This is a genomic window from Brevibacterium sp. (genome assembly GCF_022712115.1).
GTDB lineage: Bacteria > Actinomycetota > Actinomycetes > Actinomycetales > Brevibacteriaceae > Brevibacterium > Brevibacterium salitolerans.
Map to the genome: position 1 here is coordinate 1 of NZ_JALAHB010000125.1, position 20,187 is coordinate 20,187.

Sequence of the window (20,187 nt, forward strand, 5' to 3'; positions counted from 1 at the left end):
ACAATGGACTCTTCGACCAGGTGGCGCACGTCTGGGGAGAGTCCGGCGACCTCCTCGCCACCACCACCCAGCTGGTCTACTTCAAGACGAAGTGAGCGCAGAGGAGGACGTGAACACAGGGGAGGACGTGAGCGCGGGGGAGAAGGAGGGGCGTCGGACCACTCACGGCGGCCCGGTCAGCGGCCGCCCCGCGAGCGGCATGGGGCGCTCCGGGCCCCTCGCGGGCCGTCATCCCGGAACCCACCCGGGCAGCCGCCCCGGTGGTCATCCCGGAAGCCGCCCAGGGACGCACCCGGGTGCGTCCGCGCCGCTCGATCCCCGCGTGCGCGACTCCACGCCCCGGTGGGTGCTCGTCGTCTCGGCCGGCCTCGGCTGGCTCGCGGCGGTCTCGGCCGCGGTGGTGTTCCTGCTGGTGGGCCGCCTGCTGTCCGCCGCGACGGCAGCCTCCGGCAGCGGTACCGCGAGCGGAGCCCTGCAGCCGGTCGCTCCGAGCCCCGGCTGGTGGACGCTCGCCGTCGTCGCAGGCATCCTCGCAGCAGTGAGCACAGGTGTGAGTGCCTGGTTCACGCAATGGGCGGCCTCGGAGACGGAACGCCGCCTGCGGGTCCAGGTGGTGTCCGCCGTGTTCCGCGGCGGCGCGGTTCATGCGTCTGCCCAGGCGGGGCGGCTCCTCTCGACGGCGAGCGCTGCGGTGGAGAAGGCCGCGCAGTACCGCGCGGCGTTCCTCGGACCCATCACCGCCTCGCTCACGACCCCGCTCCTCGTCCTTGCGCTCATGGCGCTCACCGTGGACCCCGTCATCGCGGGCGTCCTCGCCCTCCTCATCCTCCTGGTGCCGCTGCTGATCGGCGGGTTCCAACGGCTCGTGCGGCCGGTGGGCGGGCGCTACCGGAGGTCGCAGGCCCGGCTCACGGCGGCCTTCCTCGACGCCGTCCAGGCGCTCGAGACCCTCGTCCACTCCCGCGCCGCGGACCGTGAGGCGGAGAAGCTCGCCCGCAGGGGAGAGGAGCACCGGTCCTCCCTCATGCGGATGCTCGCGGTCAACCAGCTGCTCATCCTCGTCGTCGACGCCGCGTTCTCCCTCACCGTCGTGGTCGCGGCCGCTGTGCTCTCCGTGCTGCGGGTGGCCTCCGGTGACATGGACCTGGGCCAGGCCGTGGCCGTCCTGCTCATGTCCACGCTGGTGATCGGCCCCGTGGACGTGGTGGGCCAGTTCTTCTACATCGGCATCGCCGGCCGGGCGAGCCAGTCGCAGATCGGCGGCCTGCTCGCCGCGGCCGATTCTGCCGCAGGCGGCTCCGGCTCAGCGGCCGGTTCTGGTCCAGCCGGCGCAGGTCCGGACGATGCCGGTCCAGCCGGCACAGCTCCGGATGACACAGATTCGGATGACGCGGATCCGGTTGGCAGTCCGAATCACGCAGGCACCGCACGGGACGCCTGGGCAGAGGAGACATCGCAGGCGCCCGTCCTCCTGCTCGAGCACGTGACGGCAGGCTGGCCGGGCGGGCCCGACGTCCTCACGGACTTCTCGCTCGCGGTCCGCCGCGGAGAGCGTGTGGCTCTCGTGGGCCCCAGCGGGGCGGGGAAGTCCACGGCGGCCGCCGTGCTGGAGGGGCACCTCACTCCCCGCAGCGGGCGCGTCGAGGTGGACGGCATCGCTCTGGGCGAGACAGCCTCGGCCGAGGCGCTGGCCCGGGCCCGGCGGCGGATGGCCGTCGTGGAGCAGCGTGCCTTCCTCTTCATGGGCAGCATCCGTGACAACCTTCGCCCGGCCGCCCGGCGGGGCCTCGCGGACGGACGTGCAGAGCCGCCGGACTCCCTGCTCTGGGACGCACTCGGACGGGCAGGGCTGCGTGCAGACGTCGAGGCCATGCCCCAGGGGCTCGACACGCCGGTGGGGGAGCAGGGCGCGCTGCTCTCCGGCGGCCAGGCGCAGCGGCTCGCGATCGCGCGGGCGTGGCTCACGGATGCGCCCATCCTCCTCCTGGACGAACCCACCAGCCAGGTGGATCTGGGTGCCGAGGCCGCCATCCTGGACGCGCTCGACTCGCTCAGCGAGGACCGCACCGTCCTCATGATCGCCCACCGCCCCGGTGCGATACTCGCCGCCGACCGCGTCGTCACGGTCGGAGCCCAGCAGGACCAGTCCTCCGGAGCCCAGGCCCTGTCGTCCGGAGCCCAGGACCGGACAGGTCACACAGCAGCGCAGACACAGGAGACGACACCATGAAGGCCGTCGGGCCGGACTCAACCCAGGGGGCCAGCCGGCGGAGCACCACGCGGTGGCTGGTCTCGCAGACGCGGACCCTCCTCGCTCCGCTCGTCCTCTCCGCGCTCGCCCGCATCGTCTCCCAGCTGCTCGGGGTGGGGCTGCTGGTGGTCACGGCCTCGGCGCTCCTCGCCACTGCCGCGAGCGCGCAGTCGCACGCTCTCCGCCTCGCGGCGGTCCTCGTCGTCATGGCGCTGGCCAAGGCCGGTCTGCGCTACGCGGAGCACTACGCGGGCCACTGGGTGGCGTTCACCTCGCTCCAGCGGCTGCGCGAGCTCTTCTTTGCCCGGCTCATCCCGCAGGCCCCTGCCGCGACGAAGGGACGTGCCGGGGCCGCGCTCACGGAGACGGCCACGCAGGACATCGACCGCATCGAGGTGTTCTTCGCCCACACCTTCCCGCCCGCGGTCTCCGCCCTCGTGGTGCCCGCCGTGGTGCTCCTCTGGCTGGGCACGGCGGCGGACGCAGCACTGGCCTGGCTGCTCGTGCCCTTCGTGGTCCTGGCGCTCCTCCTCCCGCTGCTCTCCGCCCGCACCGTCTGGACCGCCGCGGACTCCGTCGCCGAGGGGCGCGGCCAGGTGGCCGCACACGTGGGCGACGACGTGGCGGGGGTGCGCGAGGTGCTGCACACGGGCGCGGAGGAGGCGCGTCTGGCCGGCCTCGACTCCGCCGGGAGGGCGCTCACGCGTGCGCGGTCCCACTCCGGCCGGATCGAGGGCGTCCGCGCGGGTCTGCTCGAACTCGTGCAGACGGCGGCGGTGCTGACCGTGCTCGTGACCGGGGTGGCGAATGGTGCCGAGGCCGAGGCCGTCGTCCTCACGCTCGCGGCGGCGGTGGGCCTGCGCGGACCGGTGAGCGGGGTCGACGGCTTCGCGGCGGGCCTCGACTCCGCACTCGCGAGCGCGCAGCGGCTGCGCCGCATCGTGGAGGCGCCTCCCGCGGTCGTGGATGCCGCAGGCGCGGCCCTGCCCGCACGCACGGGACCTCCCGCTGCCCGCCCCGCTCGTCCCACCGTCGAGTTCCGGGGCGTGACCTTCCGCCACGGCCCGCGCGAGGTGCTCCACGATGTGGACCTCGTGCTGCCCGACGGCGAGTGGTCCTATGTGGCGGGCGTCTCCGGCAGCGGGAAGTCCACCCTCGCCTCCCTCCTCCTGCGGGACTGGGATCCGGAGACCGGTGCCGTCCTGCTGGGCGGCGAGGACGTCTCCGGCCTGCCGCTGGAACAGCTGCGCTCCCGTGTGGCGATCGTCGACCAGCGGCCCACGCTGCTGGCGGACACCGTCGACGCCAATCTCCGTCTCGCCGCCCCGCACGCGGACCCGGCACAGGTGCAGACCGTTCTCGCCGCAGTGGGCCTCAAGGAGTGGGCCGCGGAGCTGCCGGACGGCCTGGCAACCGTGCTCGCCGCAGGCCGCAGCCAGGTCTCCGGCGGCCAGCTCCAGCGGCTGGCACTCGCACGCGCGCTGCTGGCGCAGCCGGAGGTGCTGGTGCTCGACGAGGCGCTGAGCCAGCTGGACGCGGACACCGCCGCACATGTGCGGGAGCAGCTGCACCGCCTCCGTCCCGGTGCGACGACGGTGGAGATCACCCATCGGGTCGACCTCGTGGAGCCGTCCGCGCGGGTCGCGGTGATCGACGCCGGTCGTCTCGTGGAGACGGGCACGGCCGCCGAGCTGAGGAGCCGGGGCGGCGCCTTCGCCCGGCTGCTGGCGCGCACGGCACCGGCCTAGGGGAGCGGCGGGCTCAGTCGTGGAGCGCGCGGAGGAAGTCCTCGGCCATCGGCACGGCGGCCTCGGCGCCGAATCCGCCGTCCTCCACGAGCACCGCGAAGGCCAGGTCGCCCTGGTACCCCACGAACCAGGAATGGGTGCGCGGCGGGGTCTCGCCGCCGTACTCCGCGGTGCCGGTCTTGCCGTGCACGGCCGGACCGGGCACATCGCGCAGCGCCGAGGCGGTGCCGTCGGTGACGGTCTCCGCCATGAGCTCCTGGAGCGCCTCGACGTGCCCGGGCTCGAGCTCGCCCGTTCCCGGGCCGGATCCGCCTTCCTCCGCGCTCTCCACGGCCTCGGGCACCAGCACGGGCTCGACGGTCTCGCCCTGCGCCACACTGGCGGCCATGACGGCGGCTCCCAGCGGGCTGGCCTCGGCAGTGCCCTGGCCGATCATCATCGCGGCGTGGGTGACGGGATCGTCCTCGACGGGCACCGCGGAGCCGAAGGCATCCGTGCCGATCCCGTTCGCGAGGCCCATCCCCAGGTCCGCCGCCGCGGAGGCGAGCGCCTCGCCGTCCGCCCGCGTCGCGGCGTCCACGAAGGCGGTGTTGCACGACTGCACGAAGTCCTCGGCGAAGGTGGACTCCCCGAGGCCGAAGTCCTCCGCGTTCGTGAAGACCTTGCCCTCCACGTCCGTGGTCTCCGGACAGGCGAGCACGTCCTCCGGGGTGACGCCCGCGCGCAGCAGGGCGAGGCCGCTCGCGACCTTGAAGATCGAGCCGGGCGGGTACCTGCTCGCGAGCGCGCGGTCGAAGGCGCCGCCCTCGGGGTCGGAGCTGGACGAGGCGAGGACGTGGCCGTCGCTGGGGCGCAGCGCCACGAGAGCCGCCGGCTTGTCCCCGTCCGCCGTCGCGGCATCGGCCGCCTCCTGCACGTCGACGTCCAGGGTGGTGGCGACGTCGCTGCCCTCCTCGCCCTCGACGGTGCCGAGCTCGTGCTTGCCGTCCTCCGCGTCGACCCGGTTGACCACGACGGTGCGGAGGCCGCCGAGCTCCCCGTCGAACGCGCGGTTGAGACCGCTGCGGCCCACCACGTCGCCGGCGGTGTGCCGCCCCTCGGAGTTCTCGATGTCCTCCGCCGTGGCCGGTCCGGCGCTGCCCAGCGTCGCGGCGGCGAAGGTGCGCGACCGGCCCAGCGGCTGCTCCTCCTCACGGAAGACGGTGCCGGGCAGCAGCCGGATGTCGTCGCTCACCTCGTCGTAGTCGTCCCGCCGGAGCGTGATGACCTCGACGAAGGCGTCGTCGGCCGCCGCCTCGATCCGGTCGGCGAGCGCATCGCCGTCGATGTCCAGGTGCTCCTCGAGCGCGTCGCTGAGCTCCTCGACGTCCTCGGCCCGTCGCGGCTCGACGCCCACCACGACCACCGGCTGGGGACCTGCGAGGACCTCGTCGCCGGCACCGAGGATGCGGCCGCGCTCCGGGCGGTCGACCTGTGTGCCGAGGGACTCACCGGCCTGCAGGTCCGCGTGCACGGCGCGGGGCTCCATGACGGGAGCCCACTCCCCGTCCCGCTTCTCGAGGCGGAGGACGGAGGTGTGCTCCCAGGCCCGGTCCCCGTGCGGCCAGGTCCAGTGCAGCGTGGCCTCGGCGCCACCGGAGTGCTCCGTCACCCCGCCCAAGGACACCGCGGGCGGGCCGAACGGGCCGGTCGAGTCGAGACCGCCCATGCCCGAGGCGATCCGAGCGTACTCCTCGTCCGGACCGGTCCCGGGAGCGTCGGCCTCGGGCACGATCCAGCCGGCGGCGGCCAGCGGTCCCTCCCCGCCTGCGGCGCCGTCCTCCGGGGAGGTCTGCTGCAGTGCCGGCAGCGCCCGTTCCGCCGCCTCCTCCGCGGAATCGCCCAGCGGCAGGACGAGGACGGCCGTGACGACGAGCGCGAGGACGACCGCACATGCGGCGATCAGCATCCAGGTGCGGGCGGTGAGACTGCGGATCCGGTTCATGGGGAGCACTCCTGGGACGGGAACGGCCCCGGTGCGGGCCGTGGGCCGGCGCGGAGCTGCGGCCCGGGTGCGACTGCGGCAGAGCGGGTCTGTGTGCGTCCGTGCTGGCGGTACTACGGTATCGGTCGGGAAGCGCCCGCGCATCGGCGCATGCCCCCGGGATCCGGATCAGGGCTGCGGGAACCCCTCGGCCGAGGCGCGTGCCCAGTCGTGCGCCCAGTCCGCGGGCGGGTCGGTGAGGAGCTGTCCCGGGGCCAGCCGTCCGTAGAGCTCGCCGTAGGAGGAGCTGCGGTGCGGGCCCGTGTTCCGGCGCAGCATCTCCGGTGTGAGCCGGGCGGGGTCGGACACACCCATCGAGGCCATGAGGCGGACGGCCTCCGCGACGGTCGAGCGCTGGTACCGCTGCACGCGTTCGCTCTTGTCCGCGACGTCGAGGGAGCGCGCCCGTCGCGGGTCCTGCGTCGCCACGCCCACCGGGCACCTGTCCGTGTGGCACTTCTGCGCCTGGATGCAGCCGACGGCCATCATCATCGCCCGTGCCGAGAGGGTGAAGTCCGCGCCCTGGATGAGGCGCTTGACGATGTCGCTGCCCACCGCGACCTTGCCGGCGGCGCCCACCTTCACCGCCTCGCGCAGCCCGGCCCCGCGCAGGGCGCTGTCCACGAGCATGAGTCCCTCCGTGAGCGGCATCCCCACGGTGTCCTCGAACTCGAGGGGTGCGGCTCCCGTACCGCCCTCGGACCCGTCCACGATGATGAAGTCCGGTGCCGTGCCGACGGCGCGCATCGCCTTGCAGAGGGAGAGGACCTCGACCCGGGAGCCCACGCAGAGCTTGATCCCCACCGGCTTGCCGCCGGAGAGCTCACGCAGGCGGGCGACGAAGCGGATGAGCCCCGCCGGCGCGGAGAAGGCGCTGTGGGCGGGAGGGCTCACACACTTCTCGCCCACGGGCACACCGCGCACCCGTGCGATCTCCGCCGTGACCTTGGGGGCGGGCAGCACTCCGCCGATCCCGGGCTTGGCACCCTGGCTGAGCTTCAGCGAGACGCACTTCACCTGCGGATCCGCCGCTCGCCGGGCGAAGCGCTCCGGGTCGAATTCGCCCGTCTCGGTGCGTGCACCGAAGTAGCCGGTGCCGAGCTCCCAGATGAGATCACCGCCGTTCTCGCGGTGGTGCTCGGAGAGCCCGCCCTCACCGGTGTCATGCGCGAAGCCGCCCGCCGCGGCTCCTCGGTTGAGCGCGCGGATCGCATTGGCGGAGAGCGCCCCGAAGCTCATGGCGGAGACGTTGAGCAGTGACATCGAGTACGGCCGGCGGCAGTCGGGGCCGCCCACCACCACGCGGGGAGGTGCGGCCGGTGCGGGGACCGGGGCGATGGTCTGCACGAGCCATTCGTATCCGGGCTCCTCGACATCGCGCTCCGTGCCGAAGGCCTGCTCGCCGTGGATCCCCTTGGCGCGCTCGTAGATGACCGTGCGGGTGTCGCGGTCGAAAGGGCGGCCGTCCCAGTTGCGCTCGATGAAGTACTGCTGGAGCTCCGGGCGTACCTCCTCGAGGAGATAGCGCATGTGCCCGAGGACCGGGTAGCTCCGCAGGATCGAGTGCCGCCGCTGCGTGAGGTCGTAGGCGGTCACCGCCGCGAGTGCGGCTGCTCCCGCTCCCGTCGCGATCTTCCACAGATGTGCCGGCATCGCTCTGCCTCCCTCGCACTCGGATGCGTGTGCCGCTCCCGTGCGGCGCTCTCCGGGAAGACTATGCCCGAGGACGGAGACGAAGAAGTCCCGCCTCATAGATCGGATCGATGAGGCGGGACTTCACGTGGTCGGGCTAGCGGGATTCGAACCCACGACCTCCTGACCCCCAGGTGGACGACAGGTCCTCTCAGGCCTCTGACCTGGGATTTCTGCGACCCAGTGACGTCGATTTCGCGTCATGCAATGCATGGGATGCCTGGTTCTGGTCCCGGTTTGGTCCCGGCGTTTCGACTTCCAGACGATCCTCGACCGCAGGTCAAGCGCCCTTGGGGAAGGACTACAATAACTCCTCCCCCTGCAGGTGCGGTGGTCGTCCAACTGCTTTGGTCGACGTTGAGATGAGAACCTACGCATAGGAGAGGGCTCTCCGCCTCGGAGTAATACCGGGGTGGTAGCGTGCTGAGTCCTCGGTAGCCGTCGCCTCTCTTCCTGTAACGGCAGGTGTGCAACGACCGGCCGGGGCGTAGCCCCTCGAACACGTGGCTCTTGGGCGGCGTGGGTCTCGCCCGAAAGGCTCTCGACGCGTCAAATCGGTAGGGCCTCGTGAGCGGCTACCACTCACCAGAGCGCCTGATCGATCCTGCATCGGCCGATGACTAGTATGGCGTAAATGGGATCATGGTGGGACATCGAAGTAGGCAGTCATCGGGCTCCGATCTGGGGAAAGAACTACGTACCCGACGAACTGATGTTGCTCTTTGCCGACGATGATCTATTCATCGACCGTGCAAAAATCGCCGTAGTCGCGGAGCATGAGTCGCGGGGAGGCGACGCTCTCGTGGATACGGAACCAGCTTCGTGGAACACTCGCCTCATGCACTATGCGGCGACGGCGGGCACCTTGCGTAAACGCCTCGATCTCCAGGGATTCTCGTCGCAGCGGGTACGCGACCTGAGCGCAGCCCTCTTTGACGAAGAGGGCTCGGAACTGTTCCACTACTGGCCCGAAGGAAGGAGAATCTACCCGAATGGAGCTGCGATAGCAGCTGCCTTGGCTACCCGTAGGGGACAGCAAGCTGCCTCGGGAGCGCTGTCCGAGCTAAGAAACAATAACGATCCCGACAAAAGCTTCCTCTGCCGCCAATGGGAGTCAGTCAGAGAATCTTTCGACGATCCCCGATTCGCACTCGCACTCTCCTTGTCTCGCACTCGTCCGTCTACTCCAGTCATCCTCGATCTAACCGATCTCGTGCTGGGTGGCTGGTTGGCAACCGAAGAGCGACCCCATCGAGAAGCCCGCTCTCGGATGTCCTCGAAGGTGGCTGCGAGTGGGCCCGTAATCGTAATTACCGAAGGATCGAGCGACGCACGGTGGATACGCCGCTCACTGGAGGTTGCGTCGCCCGAGGTCGCACATTTCTTCGAATTCCTTGACTTCGCTGGGACCAAGTCGCCTGGTGGCACTGATCGAGTCGTGTCTCTAACTAAGGGAATGGCGGCTGCGGGTGTCATGAATCGTATTGTTGCGGTTCTTGACAATGATAATGCGGGGAATGAGGCTGTGCAGCAGCTCGCTCAGTTGGATCTCCCAGCGCACGTCGTCGTTGTTAATCTTCCAACGATCGAATACGCAAACCACTATCCAACCGTCGGGCCAGACGGGCCTTCAACTGCGAACGTGAACGGTAGAGCAGTATCCATAGAGTTCATGTTCGGAGAAAACATTTTGCATGATTCTACTGGTTCGCTCTTCCCGGTTCGCTGGCAAGCTTACAACGAACGGGTTAACGCGTATCAAGGGCGACTTGATGGCAGACACAAGAAAGAAGTGGGGCGACGAATTGATCAAGTACTGTCGGCCTCCGACGGTTTCGCGCTCCCGGATCAAGTTGCTGAGGGTTGCCGGCGACTCTCCGAGATGCTAATACGCGCGTCAGGTGAACCCCGATATATTCCAGCGTCGGAGGCCTCAGTTCTGACCGCGCTATGGCGAAACGATCCCTATTGCGCAATCAAAGTCGACACGTAACGCACCAAAATTTTCGGGAGAACAGAACTGTGGTGGACGTCAGGTTTTTATAGTCTTCTGACCTGGGGCGTCTGCGGACACATGAGGCCGATTTCACGTCATGCAATGCATGGGGTGCATGGTTCTAGTCTCGGTTTGGTCCCGGCGTTTCAACCCTCGGCTGTTGAGCTGGGAGTGTAGCTGTCGTGGTCGTGTGTACCGGCAGCACCTCACCTCGTAGGTGCATGGTCAATCAGGCAGCGTGATCGGTGTCGCGATGAGAGCTTGCTCGGAGGGTGGGGTTGCTACCTCTCTAGCCATGGCGCTTAGGAGCCGACCGCTCCCGCCTATGCTCTCGTGGCCTGAATTCATTCAGTGGAGTATTCGACTAGTCCGTTGTTTTCAAGGCGAGGGTGTCCAGGTATTGATCTCAGTGGCGGGATCGTTCGCTTGGAGATATCGAAGGAGTCCGGGTATTGCTGGGTGGCAGTTGTCTCTTCTGCGCACGAACGAGTACGGGTACACCGGTGTCGGGTTCCGGATGGGGATTCGTCGTAGGTCGTAGTGCGCCGGCCAGAGGTAGCGGTCTCGGTCTCCGACGAAGGTGGCCAGCGCGGAGGAGTCAGCGATCTGCTCGAGTAGGGCCTCGTCGCCGAAGTGCGGTCCGATGTCGTCGATGGTGAGGGAGAACTCCTCGGCGAGAGCGTCGTAGTAGTCGGCCCATTCGGTGCCGGGGGTGATGCCGGGGATCCAGATGCGGTGCCCGACCAGCTGATTCAGCGTCACCGCGCTGGCATCGGCGAGGGGATGCCGCGGTCCGAGCAGGACCTCCAGCCGGGAATCAAAGACGTGGGTGGCCTCGATGCCAGGTGGCAGCGAGGAAGCGTCACCGAGGAGAGCTCTGAACGAAGCATCGATGGTGCCCTTGCGGATCTCCTCGACGGCGGACTGGGCATTCGCAGTGCCGAGCGTGACGATGTCGAGCCGTTCGTCCGGGTGAGCTTGGTGATATTCGCGCAGGAGGACAGACGGTGCGATCCGGTGGTGGAGGACGTCGACTCGCAGCGCCCTGCGCCCGGGATGGACCGAAGCGATGGCGCGGTCGGCGACCTGGTCGAGCTCGCGGGCGTGCGGGAGGAATGCCTGGCCGTCGACACTGAGCTGCGCGCCGCGCGGGGTCCGGGCGAAGAGCCTGATCCCCAGCTCTCCTTCCAGCTTTGCGACCCGCTTTGACACGGCCTGCTGGGTGATCGACAGGTCGTCGGACGCGTCCTGGAAGCTGCCTGCGTCGGCAACGGCGAGAAACGTCCGCACTGCATCCAGATCCACAGCACCAACACTACTCTCACTCCTCCTGGTTGTGGCTCGCCGTGAAAGCAGTTGTTGGCTGCGGGTATTGCAGCGCTGCTTCTCTGGTCTGGCCAACGAATGGTTGTCCGGGGAAGGGGGGGCAGGATGGCGGGAGACTCGTTCGTCCATCTGCACGTGCACAGTGAGTACTCGATGCTCGACGGGGCGGCGCACATCGGCCCACTGGTGGACGAGGCGGCTCGTCAGGGCATGCCTGCGGTGGCGGTGACCGATCACGGCAACGTGTTCGGCGCGTTCGAGTTCTGGAAGGCGGCGAAGGATGCCGGCGTCAAGCCGATCATCGGCACCGAGGCGTACCTGACCCCGGGCACCCACCGTTCCGAGCGCACGCGGGTCCGCTGGGGAGACGGATCCCGCGACGACGTGTCCGGGGCCGGTGCCTACACCCATCTGACGCTGCTCGCCGAGACGACCGACGGGATGCACAACCTGTTCCGGCTGTCTTCGCTGGCCTCGATGGAGGGCCAGTACTTCAAGCCGCGCATGGATCGGGAGCTCCTCAGCACCTACGGCACGGGCCTCATCGCGACGACCGGATGCCCGAGCAGCGAGGTCCAGACCCGGCTCCGCCTCGGCCAGTACGAGGAGGCGAGGCAGGCCGCGGCGGACTTCCGCGACATCTTCGGCCGCGAGAACTACTTCTGCGAACTCATGGACCACGGGCTCGGGATCGAGAAGCGCGTCATGGGCGACCTGATCAGACTCGCCGGGGACCTCGGCCTGTCGCTGGTCGCGACGAACGACCTGCACTACGTCTCAGCCGCGGATGCCACCAGTCACGCGGCGCTGCTGTGCGTGCAGTCCGGATCGACGATGAATGACCCGAACCGGTTCAAGTTCGACGCCGACGAGTTCTACCTGAAGACCGCCACCCAGATGCGCGACCTCTTCCGCGACTACCCGTCGGCCTGCGACAACACGCTGATGATCGCTGAGCGCTGCACGGTCGAATTCGACACCACGGCGAACTACATGCCGCGCTTCCCGGTCCCAGACGGAGAGACCGAGGAGAGCTGGCTGGTCAAGGAGATCGAGCGCGGCCTGGCCCACAGGTATCCCGAGGGCGTCAGCCGGCAGGTGCGCGAGCGGGCGGAGTACGAGACGAACGTCATCATCCAGATGGGGTTCGCCGGCTACTTCCTCGTCGTCGCCGACTTCATCCAGTGGGCCAAGAAGAACGGCATCAGGGTCGGTCCCGGTCGCGGCTCCGGGGCGGGTTCGATGGTGGCTTACGCGCTGACGATCACCGGTCTCGACCCGCTCGTGCATGACTTGATCTTCGAGCGGTTCCTCAACCCGGATCGCGTTTCGATGCCCGACTTCGACGTGGACTTCGACGATCGCCGCCGCGGGGAGGTGATCCGCTACGTCACGGACAAGTACGGCGATGATCGGGTCGCGCAGATCGTCACCTACGGCACGATCAAGGCCAAACAGGCACTCAAGGATTCCGCCCGCGTTCTGGGCCACTCCTTCAGCATGGGCGAGCGGATCACCAAGGCGATGCCGCCTACGGTGTCCGGCAAGGACATCCCCCTCGGCGGGATCTTCGATCCGGATCATCCCCGCTACGCCGAGGCCGGCGATGTGCGCGCGCTCATCGAGTCCGACCCGGAAGTGCGCGCCGTCTACGACACCGCGACAGGGTTGGAGAACCTGAAGCGGCATTGGGGCGTGCACGCGGCTGGAGTGATCATGTCCAGTGAGCCTCTCCAGGACGTCATCCCGCTGATGAAGCGTGAGCAGGATGGGCAGATCATCACGCAGTTCGACTACCCGACGTGTGAAGCCCTGGGCCTGATCAAGATGGACTTCCTCGGGCTGCGCAACCTCACCATCATCAGCGACGCCCTGGACAACATCCGCACCAACCGCGGCGAAGAGATCGTCCTCGAAGACCTCCCGCTCGACGACCCCGGCGTGTTCGCGCTGATGCGGCGCGGAGACACCCTCGGCGTCATCCAGTTCGATGGCGACGCGATGCGCTCCCTGCTGCGACTGGCCCAACCGGACCACTTCGAGGACATCACCGCGGTCGGGGCGCTCTACCGGCCCGGGCCGATGGGGGCGAACTCGCACATCAACTACGCCCTGCGCAAGACCGGGCAGCAGGAGATCGTGCCCATCCACCCCGAGCTCGCCGAGCCGCTCTCCGAGGTGCTGGGCAAGACCTACGGACTGATCGTCTACCAGGAGCAGGTGATGACCATCGCCCAGGTCCTGGCCGGGTTCTCCCTCGGCCAGGCCGACCTCCTCCGCCGAGCGATGGGCAAGAAGAAGAAAGCCGAGCTCGACAAACAGTTCGAGGGCTTCTCCGCGGGCATGCGCGCGAACGGATACAGCCAGGAAGCGGTGCAGACCCTCTGGGACATCCTGCTGCCGTTCTCCGACTACGCCTTCAACAAGGCACACTCCGCGGCCTACGGGCTGCTCAGTTACTGGACGGCCTACCTGAAGGCCCACTACCCGGCCGAGTACATGGCTGCCCTGCTGACCAGCGTGGGCGAATCGCGGGACAAGATGGCCCTCTACCTCGGAGAGACCCGGCGCATGGGCATCCGCGTGCTGCCCCCGGACGTGAACGAATCGATCAGGTACTTCGCAGCCGTCGGCGAGGACATCCGCTTCGGCATGGAAGCGATCCGCAACGTCGGCGGCACCGTGGTCGAACAGATCATCGCCGCCCGCGAAGGCACCCGGTTCGAGGGATTCCACGACTTCCTGCGCAAGATCCCGCAGGAGGCGGCCAACAAACGCGCTGTGGAATCGCTCATCAAGGCCGGGGCCTTCGATTCATTCGGCCATCCCCGCCGAGCGCTGGACGCGATCCACAAGGAAGCCGTTGACGCTGTGGCCTCGGTCAAACGCGAAGAAGCCCGAGGACAATTCGACCTGTTCGCCGGCCTCAATGACGACGAGGGCTTTAACGAGCTTGCTGTCGACATTCCCGAGATCTCCGAGTGGCCGCGCCGGGAGAAGCTCAGCCTGGAACGCGACATGCTCGGCCTCTACGTCTCCGACCACCCGCTCAGCGGCATGGAGAAGACGCTGTCACGCCACTCCGACACGGCCATAGCCCGGCTCATCGGGGAGAACCTTCCCGAAGACGGCGCGCACGTGAAGATCGCCGGGCTCGTCACCCAAGTCCAGCACCGGGTCGCGAAGGCCTCGGGGAACCCCTACTCGATCGTGCGGGTCGAGGACCTCGGAGCCGACATCAACGTCATGTTCCTGGGCAAGACCCACGAGCTGTACTCCACGGCCCTGGAACAGGACGCAGTGGTCTCCGTCGCAGCGCGAGTGAGCATCCGCGACGACGGAGTGAGCCTCCGTGCGAACAGCGCGGAGGTCATCGCTGCCCAAGGTGAACTGGATGACCGCCCCTTCACCATGGTCATGCCCGAGACCGCCGCCACCGAGTACCGCATCACCGAGCTTCGGGACATCCTCGAACGACACCCGGGACAGACCGTGCCGCACCTGAAGCTGCGCAGAACCGGGAGTATCATCCATTTCGAACTGCCTCGCTACCCCGTCAACGTCACCGCGGACCTCTATGCCGAGGTCAAAGCACTGTTGGGTGCGAATTCCATCGAATGAAAAAGCGCCGGCCAGAGCACGGAACCCTCTTCGAGGTACTGCCCAGATCGGCACTCCTGACCCGACTATCGTCTAAGTGGGCGAGAGGCATTCCTGATTCTTATATCTGGGTGCTCTGTGGTCACATGAGGCCGATTTCACATCATGTGGTCCATGGGATCCTTGGTTCTAGTCCCGTTTTGACCCCGCCGTTTCAACCTCCGACGGGTTGTTGAACGGTGAGCGTAGCCGCTGTGGCTGTGTGCACTGGCAACGCCTCACCCTGAAGTACGGTGGTCAACCAGTCAGCGTACTTGGCGCCGATATGAGAGCTTATCCGGAGGGCGAAATCCTCTTATTTGTCTAACACGTCAATACCCAGGTACCCCAGCCCCTTTTCGCGGGTGCCCTTGTGAGCTCCCGACTGAAAGCGCGGTCTCGAACTACAGCTACTCATAGACATCGATGGATCCGCGCGATCGGGATGAGGGAGGTGAGCGTGGGTGCACTCAACGTCTTCAGAAGCGCGAAAGAACAAGGCTAGACAATCAAGTCTGGTCGGAACCGCGGCACCAGTCGAGTAGTCTGCTCGAGCAGCCGCGCGCGGAGATGCTCGGGAGCGTTGGTGGCGAGCAGCCTTTGCACACCGTTAGTTAGGTGGTCCTCGACGATCCCTGCTGAGGAGACCCTCGTCTTGTCGAACGAGCTTAAGATAGGGTTCAGCGCTTCCAATGCCCGCATGTTAAGATGCTGGTCTTGCCCTGCGATGAGGCCGAGGGCCTCTACCATGATCGAGATTGCATGATCGACCGCGATCGATGCTTCGTCGTCTTTTGGTGTCCGACCGATAGTGACAAGCTTTCGTTGCATCAGCATGATGTAGGCGTCGTATGCATTCGCAGGTGGGGCACCGTAGGAGTCCAGTCGATGGAAGTCCCGGATCGCTAAAGAGACCCCGGCAACGGTGTTCACGAGCGTCGCCGACGAGACGGGGTGATGTTGAATCGCATGAAGATAGTCTGCGGCGGCACCTAGGTTCGGCGGGCATGCTAGGCCCGGCTGAGGGTGCAGGATGGTCCGGACCATGTCATCGCTCACGTACCAGCCGGTCGTCGCTCGTTCGATCAGGAACTGGGCGATCTTGTAGGTCGGAGCGCTCAGGTCAGTGGACAACCACGTCAGTTGCGCGAGGTCGGAGGCGATGTTGCTTGGCGCGGACTGGTTCTCTCGATAGCGTGTCGGGAGTGCTTCGATGACGCCGCCGACCAGCGCGGTCTTCGATGCATCGCTCATCCCAGATGGCAGTTGGTGAGAGTATGTGAGTAAGGGTGCGGCCGGGTTGGTGAAGTATGCCTTCTCCAGACCCAACCGTTCAACAGGGTGCCCAGCGGACAGCTCCCGTGCCTCCTTAAGCAGAAGCTCAATATGTTCCGGGTCTCGGTCAGCCCGAAGCTGTTGCAGTAGATCATCGCGACGACTACGCCGCACCAGCTCTTCAATGCTGCGTGTTATGCGGCGAGACGCGGCATCTGTGCGAGTTGCACTCCGCTGCACGATCACCGCGATGACAACAGCGGTCACCAAACTCGCACTGCCCGCTATCGCGCCGACTGCGGTCCATTCTATCCCTGTCAGTCCCCACAGTGATTCCATGGCACAACCTTCCGATTACCTATCGATTAGGGGGATTGCTCCTCTGGATACCCCAGTGAGGTGTCGGATCGACCAGTATTGGACCGATGGTAGTCACGGTCTAGGTACGATGCGCAACGGTGGGTGGTTGCCGTCCTGCGTGGGCGTTCTCGGCGTCTCCCTCAAGCATTCACCGAGCAGGCTCCGTCGCAAAAACCGCGTGTAGTCGTGATGTGCTCGAGGGTGCCCTAGCAGGTCGGTGCTTATCACTTTTCGCTTTTCCGGCGTTGTGAGAGGAGCGACAGTTGAACGAAGATTTCATGCAACGGCTTCATCGAACTGCGGAAGGGCGTTGGTCAGCCGACCTGCTGAAGAAGCTTCTCGCCGGGAGCAAGTTGCAGGATATGCGCTGGATTGTCGGCAAGCAAGTCCTGGAGGCTATCGTCTGGTTCACTTGTTGCAAAGACAACCTGTGCTCCTTCCTTGCCAGCTTTGGAAGCGTGCGCGAGCAATGCGGCGTAGCTCTCCTTCGCAGCATCCTGCTGACGAGGCTCATCAAAGATCAAGAGCCCTAGATGGCGGCCCCCAGCTTCCTGTCCAACTTCGAGCATACCGAAGTGGTACGCCCAGATGAGCCTGATCATGTCACTGGCCGATAGATCGAAACCGAGGTCGAAACCTTCGTGCACCGGCTTGTATGTAGTCCCGTCGATTTCGATTTCACTGGGATCGAGAGACTGAAATCGGTAGGACGTGAGCTGCGTACGAACGGAATGCTGAAGCCGTCCGATACGCTCACGGTCTGCCGGAGACAGATCATCCTTCTCTAGGCTCATGAGGAGTTCGCGCTGTTGCACCCAGCGCGAACGAAGGCGCTCGACCTCACTTCGCGAGATTTCCATTGTTCCCCGAAGGTCGTCGAGTTCTTCAATGCGACTTTCTAGCCTTAGCCTGTGAGCGATATCGGCCACGGAAGGCGTGCTGTTGGGTGCCTTTAGAGTGTCTCGTGCCGCTCGAATCGCAGCGCGATAGTCATGGATCTCTGTTGCAAGGCTTTGCTCGCGGGCACGCATCGCGACGATAACGCGTTGGTGGTCGCGGTGGACATTTTTGAATGTAGAAATCTGTTGCTCGATGAACTTGATGCTCTCAGTCGAAGACATTGCGTGAGGCGAAATGTCGGCGCCGTCCTCTAGGTGCTGGTGGCAGGTCGGACAGACGCTCTCGGCCAGGAGCGAATGTGCGTGCTGGGCTCCTAGTTTTTCAAGGACTTGGGTGTCCTTGTGTTTCTGGAGGTCCTCCTGCAATGCTTCAAGGCGCTGTTGAGTCTGCTGATTCTGACGCTCAAGCTCTTCACGCTCCTCAGCAATTGAGGCAGATACGGCGAGGGCCTGCCTGAGCGAATGTTCAATCCGCTGCAGGTTTGACTCAATCTCGCGGGCGGAACTTCCGGCGGTTGGCACTGGGCTAGCTTCGAGTTGAGCAAGCTCGGCGCGAAGAATAGTGACCGCCTGAGCAAGATCCTTCCACTCATCGTTAAGGACAACTTGTGGAACCATTCCTTCTTGCGCGGTGTCTTGTGAGATCTTCTTTGGCAGGTTCTGGATGACGACACGACTGACTCGTGCAGCCTCCGACAGTTTGCTCACAGCCCCCTGCCAGTCGGCTTCGAGCTCGCTCAAACTTGAACGAACCCTCTGTCGTTGAAGAATTCGCTCGAGTGATTCAAGACCGAGGAGGTACTCCGCTGATCGTTTACCTACATCCCGTATCCCGAGGTAGGTAGGAATCCTTGCTTGAACGCCGGCCCAGCCGTGTTTCTGCTCAACGTAGAAATAGGGGAAAAGTGTCTCGAGATAGAGCGGGCCCTCGCTTCCGTCCATTCGAGTGACGCGAGGCAGTTCCAGCCCAAGAAAGTCTGCCAAGTTCCGATGGAAACCGAGGGCGTGCTGAGCGCTCCCTTTGCGGCGGACGAAGTAGTCATCACGGCGACTTCCGGAGGAGCCGGTGAGCTCTGGGCCGGAAGCAACTGTTACGAGATTTCTGTCGCGAGCGCTGTGTACGACCGAGCGCATTGTCGTGATGACGTCGCCGTTAGCGTTCTCAATTTCGAGTGCCACGAAGGACTCAACGATCGGCCGCGGTTCGCTGTCTATCTCAATGGAGTCAGTCATCGCATGCGCCAGCGGGGTGCGATGTGATGGACTAAGCATGCCTTCGAGGCCGAGGGCGTAAACGATGGCCTGGAGGGCAGTGGATTTACCCGAGGTATTGTCGGCTCTGATTACGTTGAGCCCTTCTCGGAAGTTGAGCTGACGTTGAGCGGTACCGAACTCGGTATGCGCAAAAAGTTTCAGTGATCGAAGGCGCATCTTCGGGTTCATGTCCACTCCAGGAGATCGCGGATTTGGCGCTGGCTGATAGATTTCGGTAGCTTCGCGAGGAACTCCTTTTCGGCCGCCAGAACTGATGGGTCTTTGTCTACTGATTCTGCAAGGGCGGAGCCGGTAGTAGTGAGTTTTACGAGCCCCGTTTCGGTCCGTTCGGCTAGGCCCTGCCCGAATGCGAGGTCAACCGTGAGTGTCAGGGAAGGGTCGAACCGCACCAGCAGCTCGTCTGGGCTTTTGTCGCCTTCGTGCCATTTGAGAAAGAGTGATCGGCTTGTCGATGTGCGTATTGCCCACCACAGAACGTGTAGATGTGGCAGCGTTAGGGACCTTGAGCGACCCTTGGACAGAAGGAGAGATAGGACTGAAAGTCGCCATCCCGTCCGGAAGTCTCCGGGAATATTAACCGATCGCTGCGTGAAGTGAGGGGTTGCTGGGACGGACGAGAAAAATGCTTCGAGTTCTTGAAGTCCGCTCATGACGCCGCCTCGAAATCCAGAGGGCAGCGCATTAGCCAATCCGCTACAGCTGACCAGGACAGCATGCTTGCCGTTGAATTGCTGAGCATCGGGAAGTCGGTCCGCAATGCGTTCGCAAACTCTTTCGAAATCTCGGCTAGTTTGCCCTGCGTGTCGTTCAATCCTGGCGGGTACTCTAGTGCGAGGAGTTCCTCTCTCTGGGCCCGCGCGGAAATGACTCCTCGATGTACTTCTGGCGATGCAGAGCGTAAACGCTCGAGCGTGTTTTCTCCTTTGAGATACTGCTTCGTGAGTGACTCGATTACGGCGTCGATTGTTCCGGGGGAAGTTCGGATCTTCTCGAGCTTCGCGTAAGCGGTATTGCGGAGGTCCGGGTTCTCCTCCGCCCAAGCCGCGCGATGGTCGTCGGAGATTTCTGGGGGTTCCACAAGTGGTGTGGGGATTGAATGCAGTACCTCTCGCTCTGCTGCATAGTCGTCATCGGTTTCGATCACAATCTTGAACTGTGGGTGGACGAACGGCAGCCCCCAATCCACAACTTCAGAGGATTTTTTTGATGCGTGGCTAATAAGCTGCCGTGAATCATTCCGGTGTACAAGGAGGACATATCTGTGCAGTACCACTTTTCCAAGTAGCTGCCCCATGTCGTTCTTGTTAGAGCGGAGCTTGCCGAGGTCTGTGGTCAGCTTGTCCCGTTGCTTCTCATAGCAGTCATGCACCGAGAGCGGCTCTTCCGCCGCATAGCACTGGTACGCAACACCATCGAGCGAGAACGCCTCGATGCCAAGGTCTCCGTGATGTCTGTCGGGCACGAGTTGCAGGCTATGGGGACTGGACGCGGCGTATCGCTTCTGGAGAAGCATGATGCAGTAGTCCTGCCACTCACGCCCGTTCCATGCACGAGTCACGTTGTGAAGCGCCCTGGGATTCGTTCCGTGGTTAGACGGTCGCGGGCGCGGTCGTCGTGGGGTGAGTGTAGGCCGCTTCGACCGATGCGGGGGTGCGGTAGTCGAGAGCTTCGTGGAGCCGGGCCGTGTTCCACCAGTGGACCCA

At 65.4% G+C, this 20,187-nt stretch carries 10 protein-coding genes; 4 read left to right on the top strand and 6 right to left on the bottom strand.

The window, feature by feature from the left end; all coding sequences use genetic code 11:
- The first annotated feature begins 322 nt into the window (after positions 1-322).
- Both Q0A33_RS07235 and Q0A33_RS07240 read left to right on the top strand, forming a co-directional pair.
- Positions 323-2,230, top strand: a complete 1,908-nt coding sequence (locus tag Q0A33_RS07235) for an ABC transporter ATP-binding protein (RefSeq protein ID WP_291794767.1) — start codon at positions 323-325, stop codon at positions 2,228-2,230.
- Entirely contained in the window at positions 2,227-3,999 is a 1,773-nt protein-coding gene (locus Q0A33_RS07240) for an ABC transporter ATP-binding protein (protein WP_291794768.1), read from the top strand. Before Q0A33_RS07235 ends, Q0A33_RS07240 begins: the two co-directional genes overlap by 4 nt.
- Positions 4,000-4,012: 13 nt before the next feature.
- On the opposite strand, the gene Q0A33_RS07245 is transcribed toward Q0A33_RS07240, so the two are convergent.
- On the bottom strand, positions 4,013-5,983 hold the full coding sequence (locus Q0A33_RS07245) for a penicillin-binding transpeptidase domain-containing protein (RefSeq protein ID WP_291794769.1): 1,971 nt from the start codon (positions 5,981-5,983) through the stop codon (positions 4,013-4,015).
- Positions 5,984-6,151: 168 nt separating this feature from the next.
- Positions 6,152-7,675, bottom strand: a complete 1,524-nt coding sequence (locus Q0A33_RS07250; RefSeq protein ID WP_291794770.1) for an FMN-binding glutamate synthase family protein — start codon at positions 7,673-7,675, stop codon at positions 6,152-6,154.
- Positions 7,676-8,348: 673 nt separating this feature from the next.
- Between Q0A33_RS07250 and Q0A33_RS07255 the strand changes: the two genes are divergently transcribed.
- Entirely contained in the window at positions 8,349-9,707 is a 1,359-nt protein-coding gene (locus Q0A33_RS07255) for a HEPN/Toprim-associated domain-containing protein (protein WP_291794771.1), read from the top strand.
- 381 nt (positions 9,708-10,088) lie between these two features.
- Here the strand turns inward: Q0A33_RS07255 and Q0A33_RS07260 are convergent, their stop codons facing one another.
- Positions 10,089-11,015 carry a LysR family transcriptional regulator gene (locus tag Q0A33_RS07260; protein ID WP_291794772.1) on the bottom strand — a complete coding sequence of 309 codons (927 nt, stop codon included), beginning with the start codon at positions 11,013-11,015 and terminating at the stop codon, positions 10,089-10,091.
- Positions 11,016-11,141: 126 nt separating this feature from the next.
- Here Q0A33_RS07260 and dnaE point away from each other — a divergent pair, with 126 nt between their 5' ends.
- A complete protein-coding gene (dnaE, locus tag Q0A33_RS07265; protein WP_291794773.1) occupies positions 11,142-14,657 on the top strand; it encodes a DNA polymerase III subunit alpha in 3,516 nt (1,171 codons plus the stop codon).
- A 519-nt stretch (positions 14,658-15,176) separates the two neighbouring features.
- Here dnaE and Q0A33_RS07270 read toward each other — a convergent pair.
- From Q0A33_RS07270 to Q0A33_RS07280, 3 genes are all read right to left on the bottom strand, one after another.
- A complete protein-coding gene (locus Q0A33_RS07270; protein ID WP_291794774.1) occupies positions 15,177-16,289 on the bottom strand; it encodes a hypothetical protein in 1,113 nt (370 codons plus the stop codon).
- 335 nt (positions 16,290-16,624) lie between these two features.
- A complete protein-coding gene (locus tag Q0A33_RS07275) occupies positions 16,625-18,652 on the bottom strand; it encodes an AAA family ATPase (RefSeq protein ID WP_291794775.1) in 2,028 nt (675 codons plus the stop codon).
- Positions 18,653-19,130: 478 nt separating this feature from the next.
- Positions 19,131-19,946: a hypothetical protein gene (locus tag Q0A33_RS07280; protein ID WP_291794776.1), complete on the bottom strand. Its 816-nt coding sequence runs from the start codon at positions 19,944-19,946 to the stop codon at positions 19,131-19,133.
- Between the last annotated feature and the right edge of the window lie 241 nt (positions 19,947-20,187).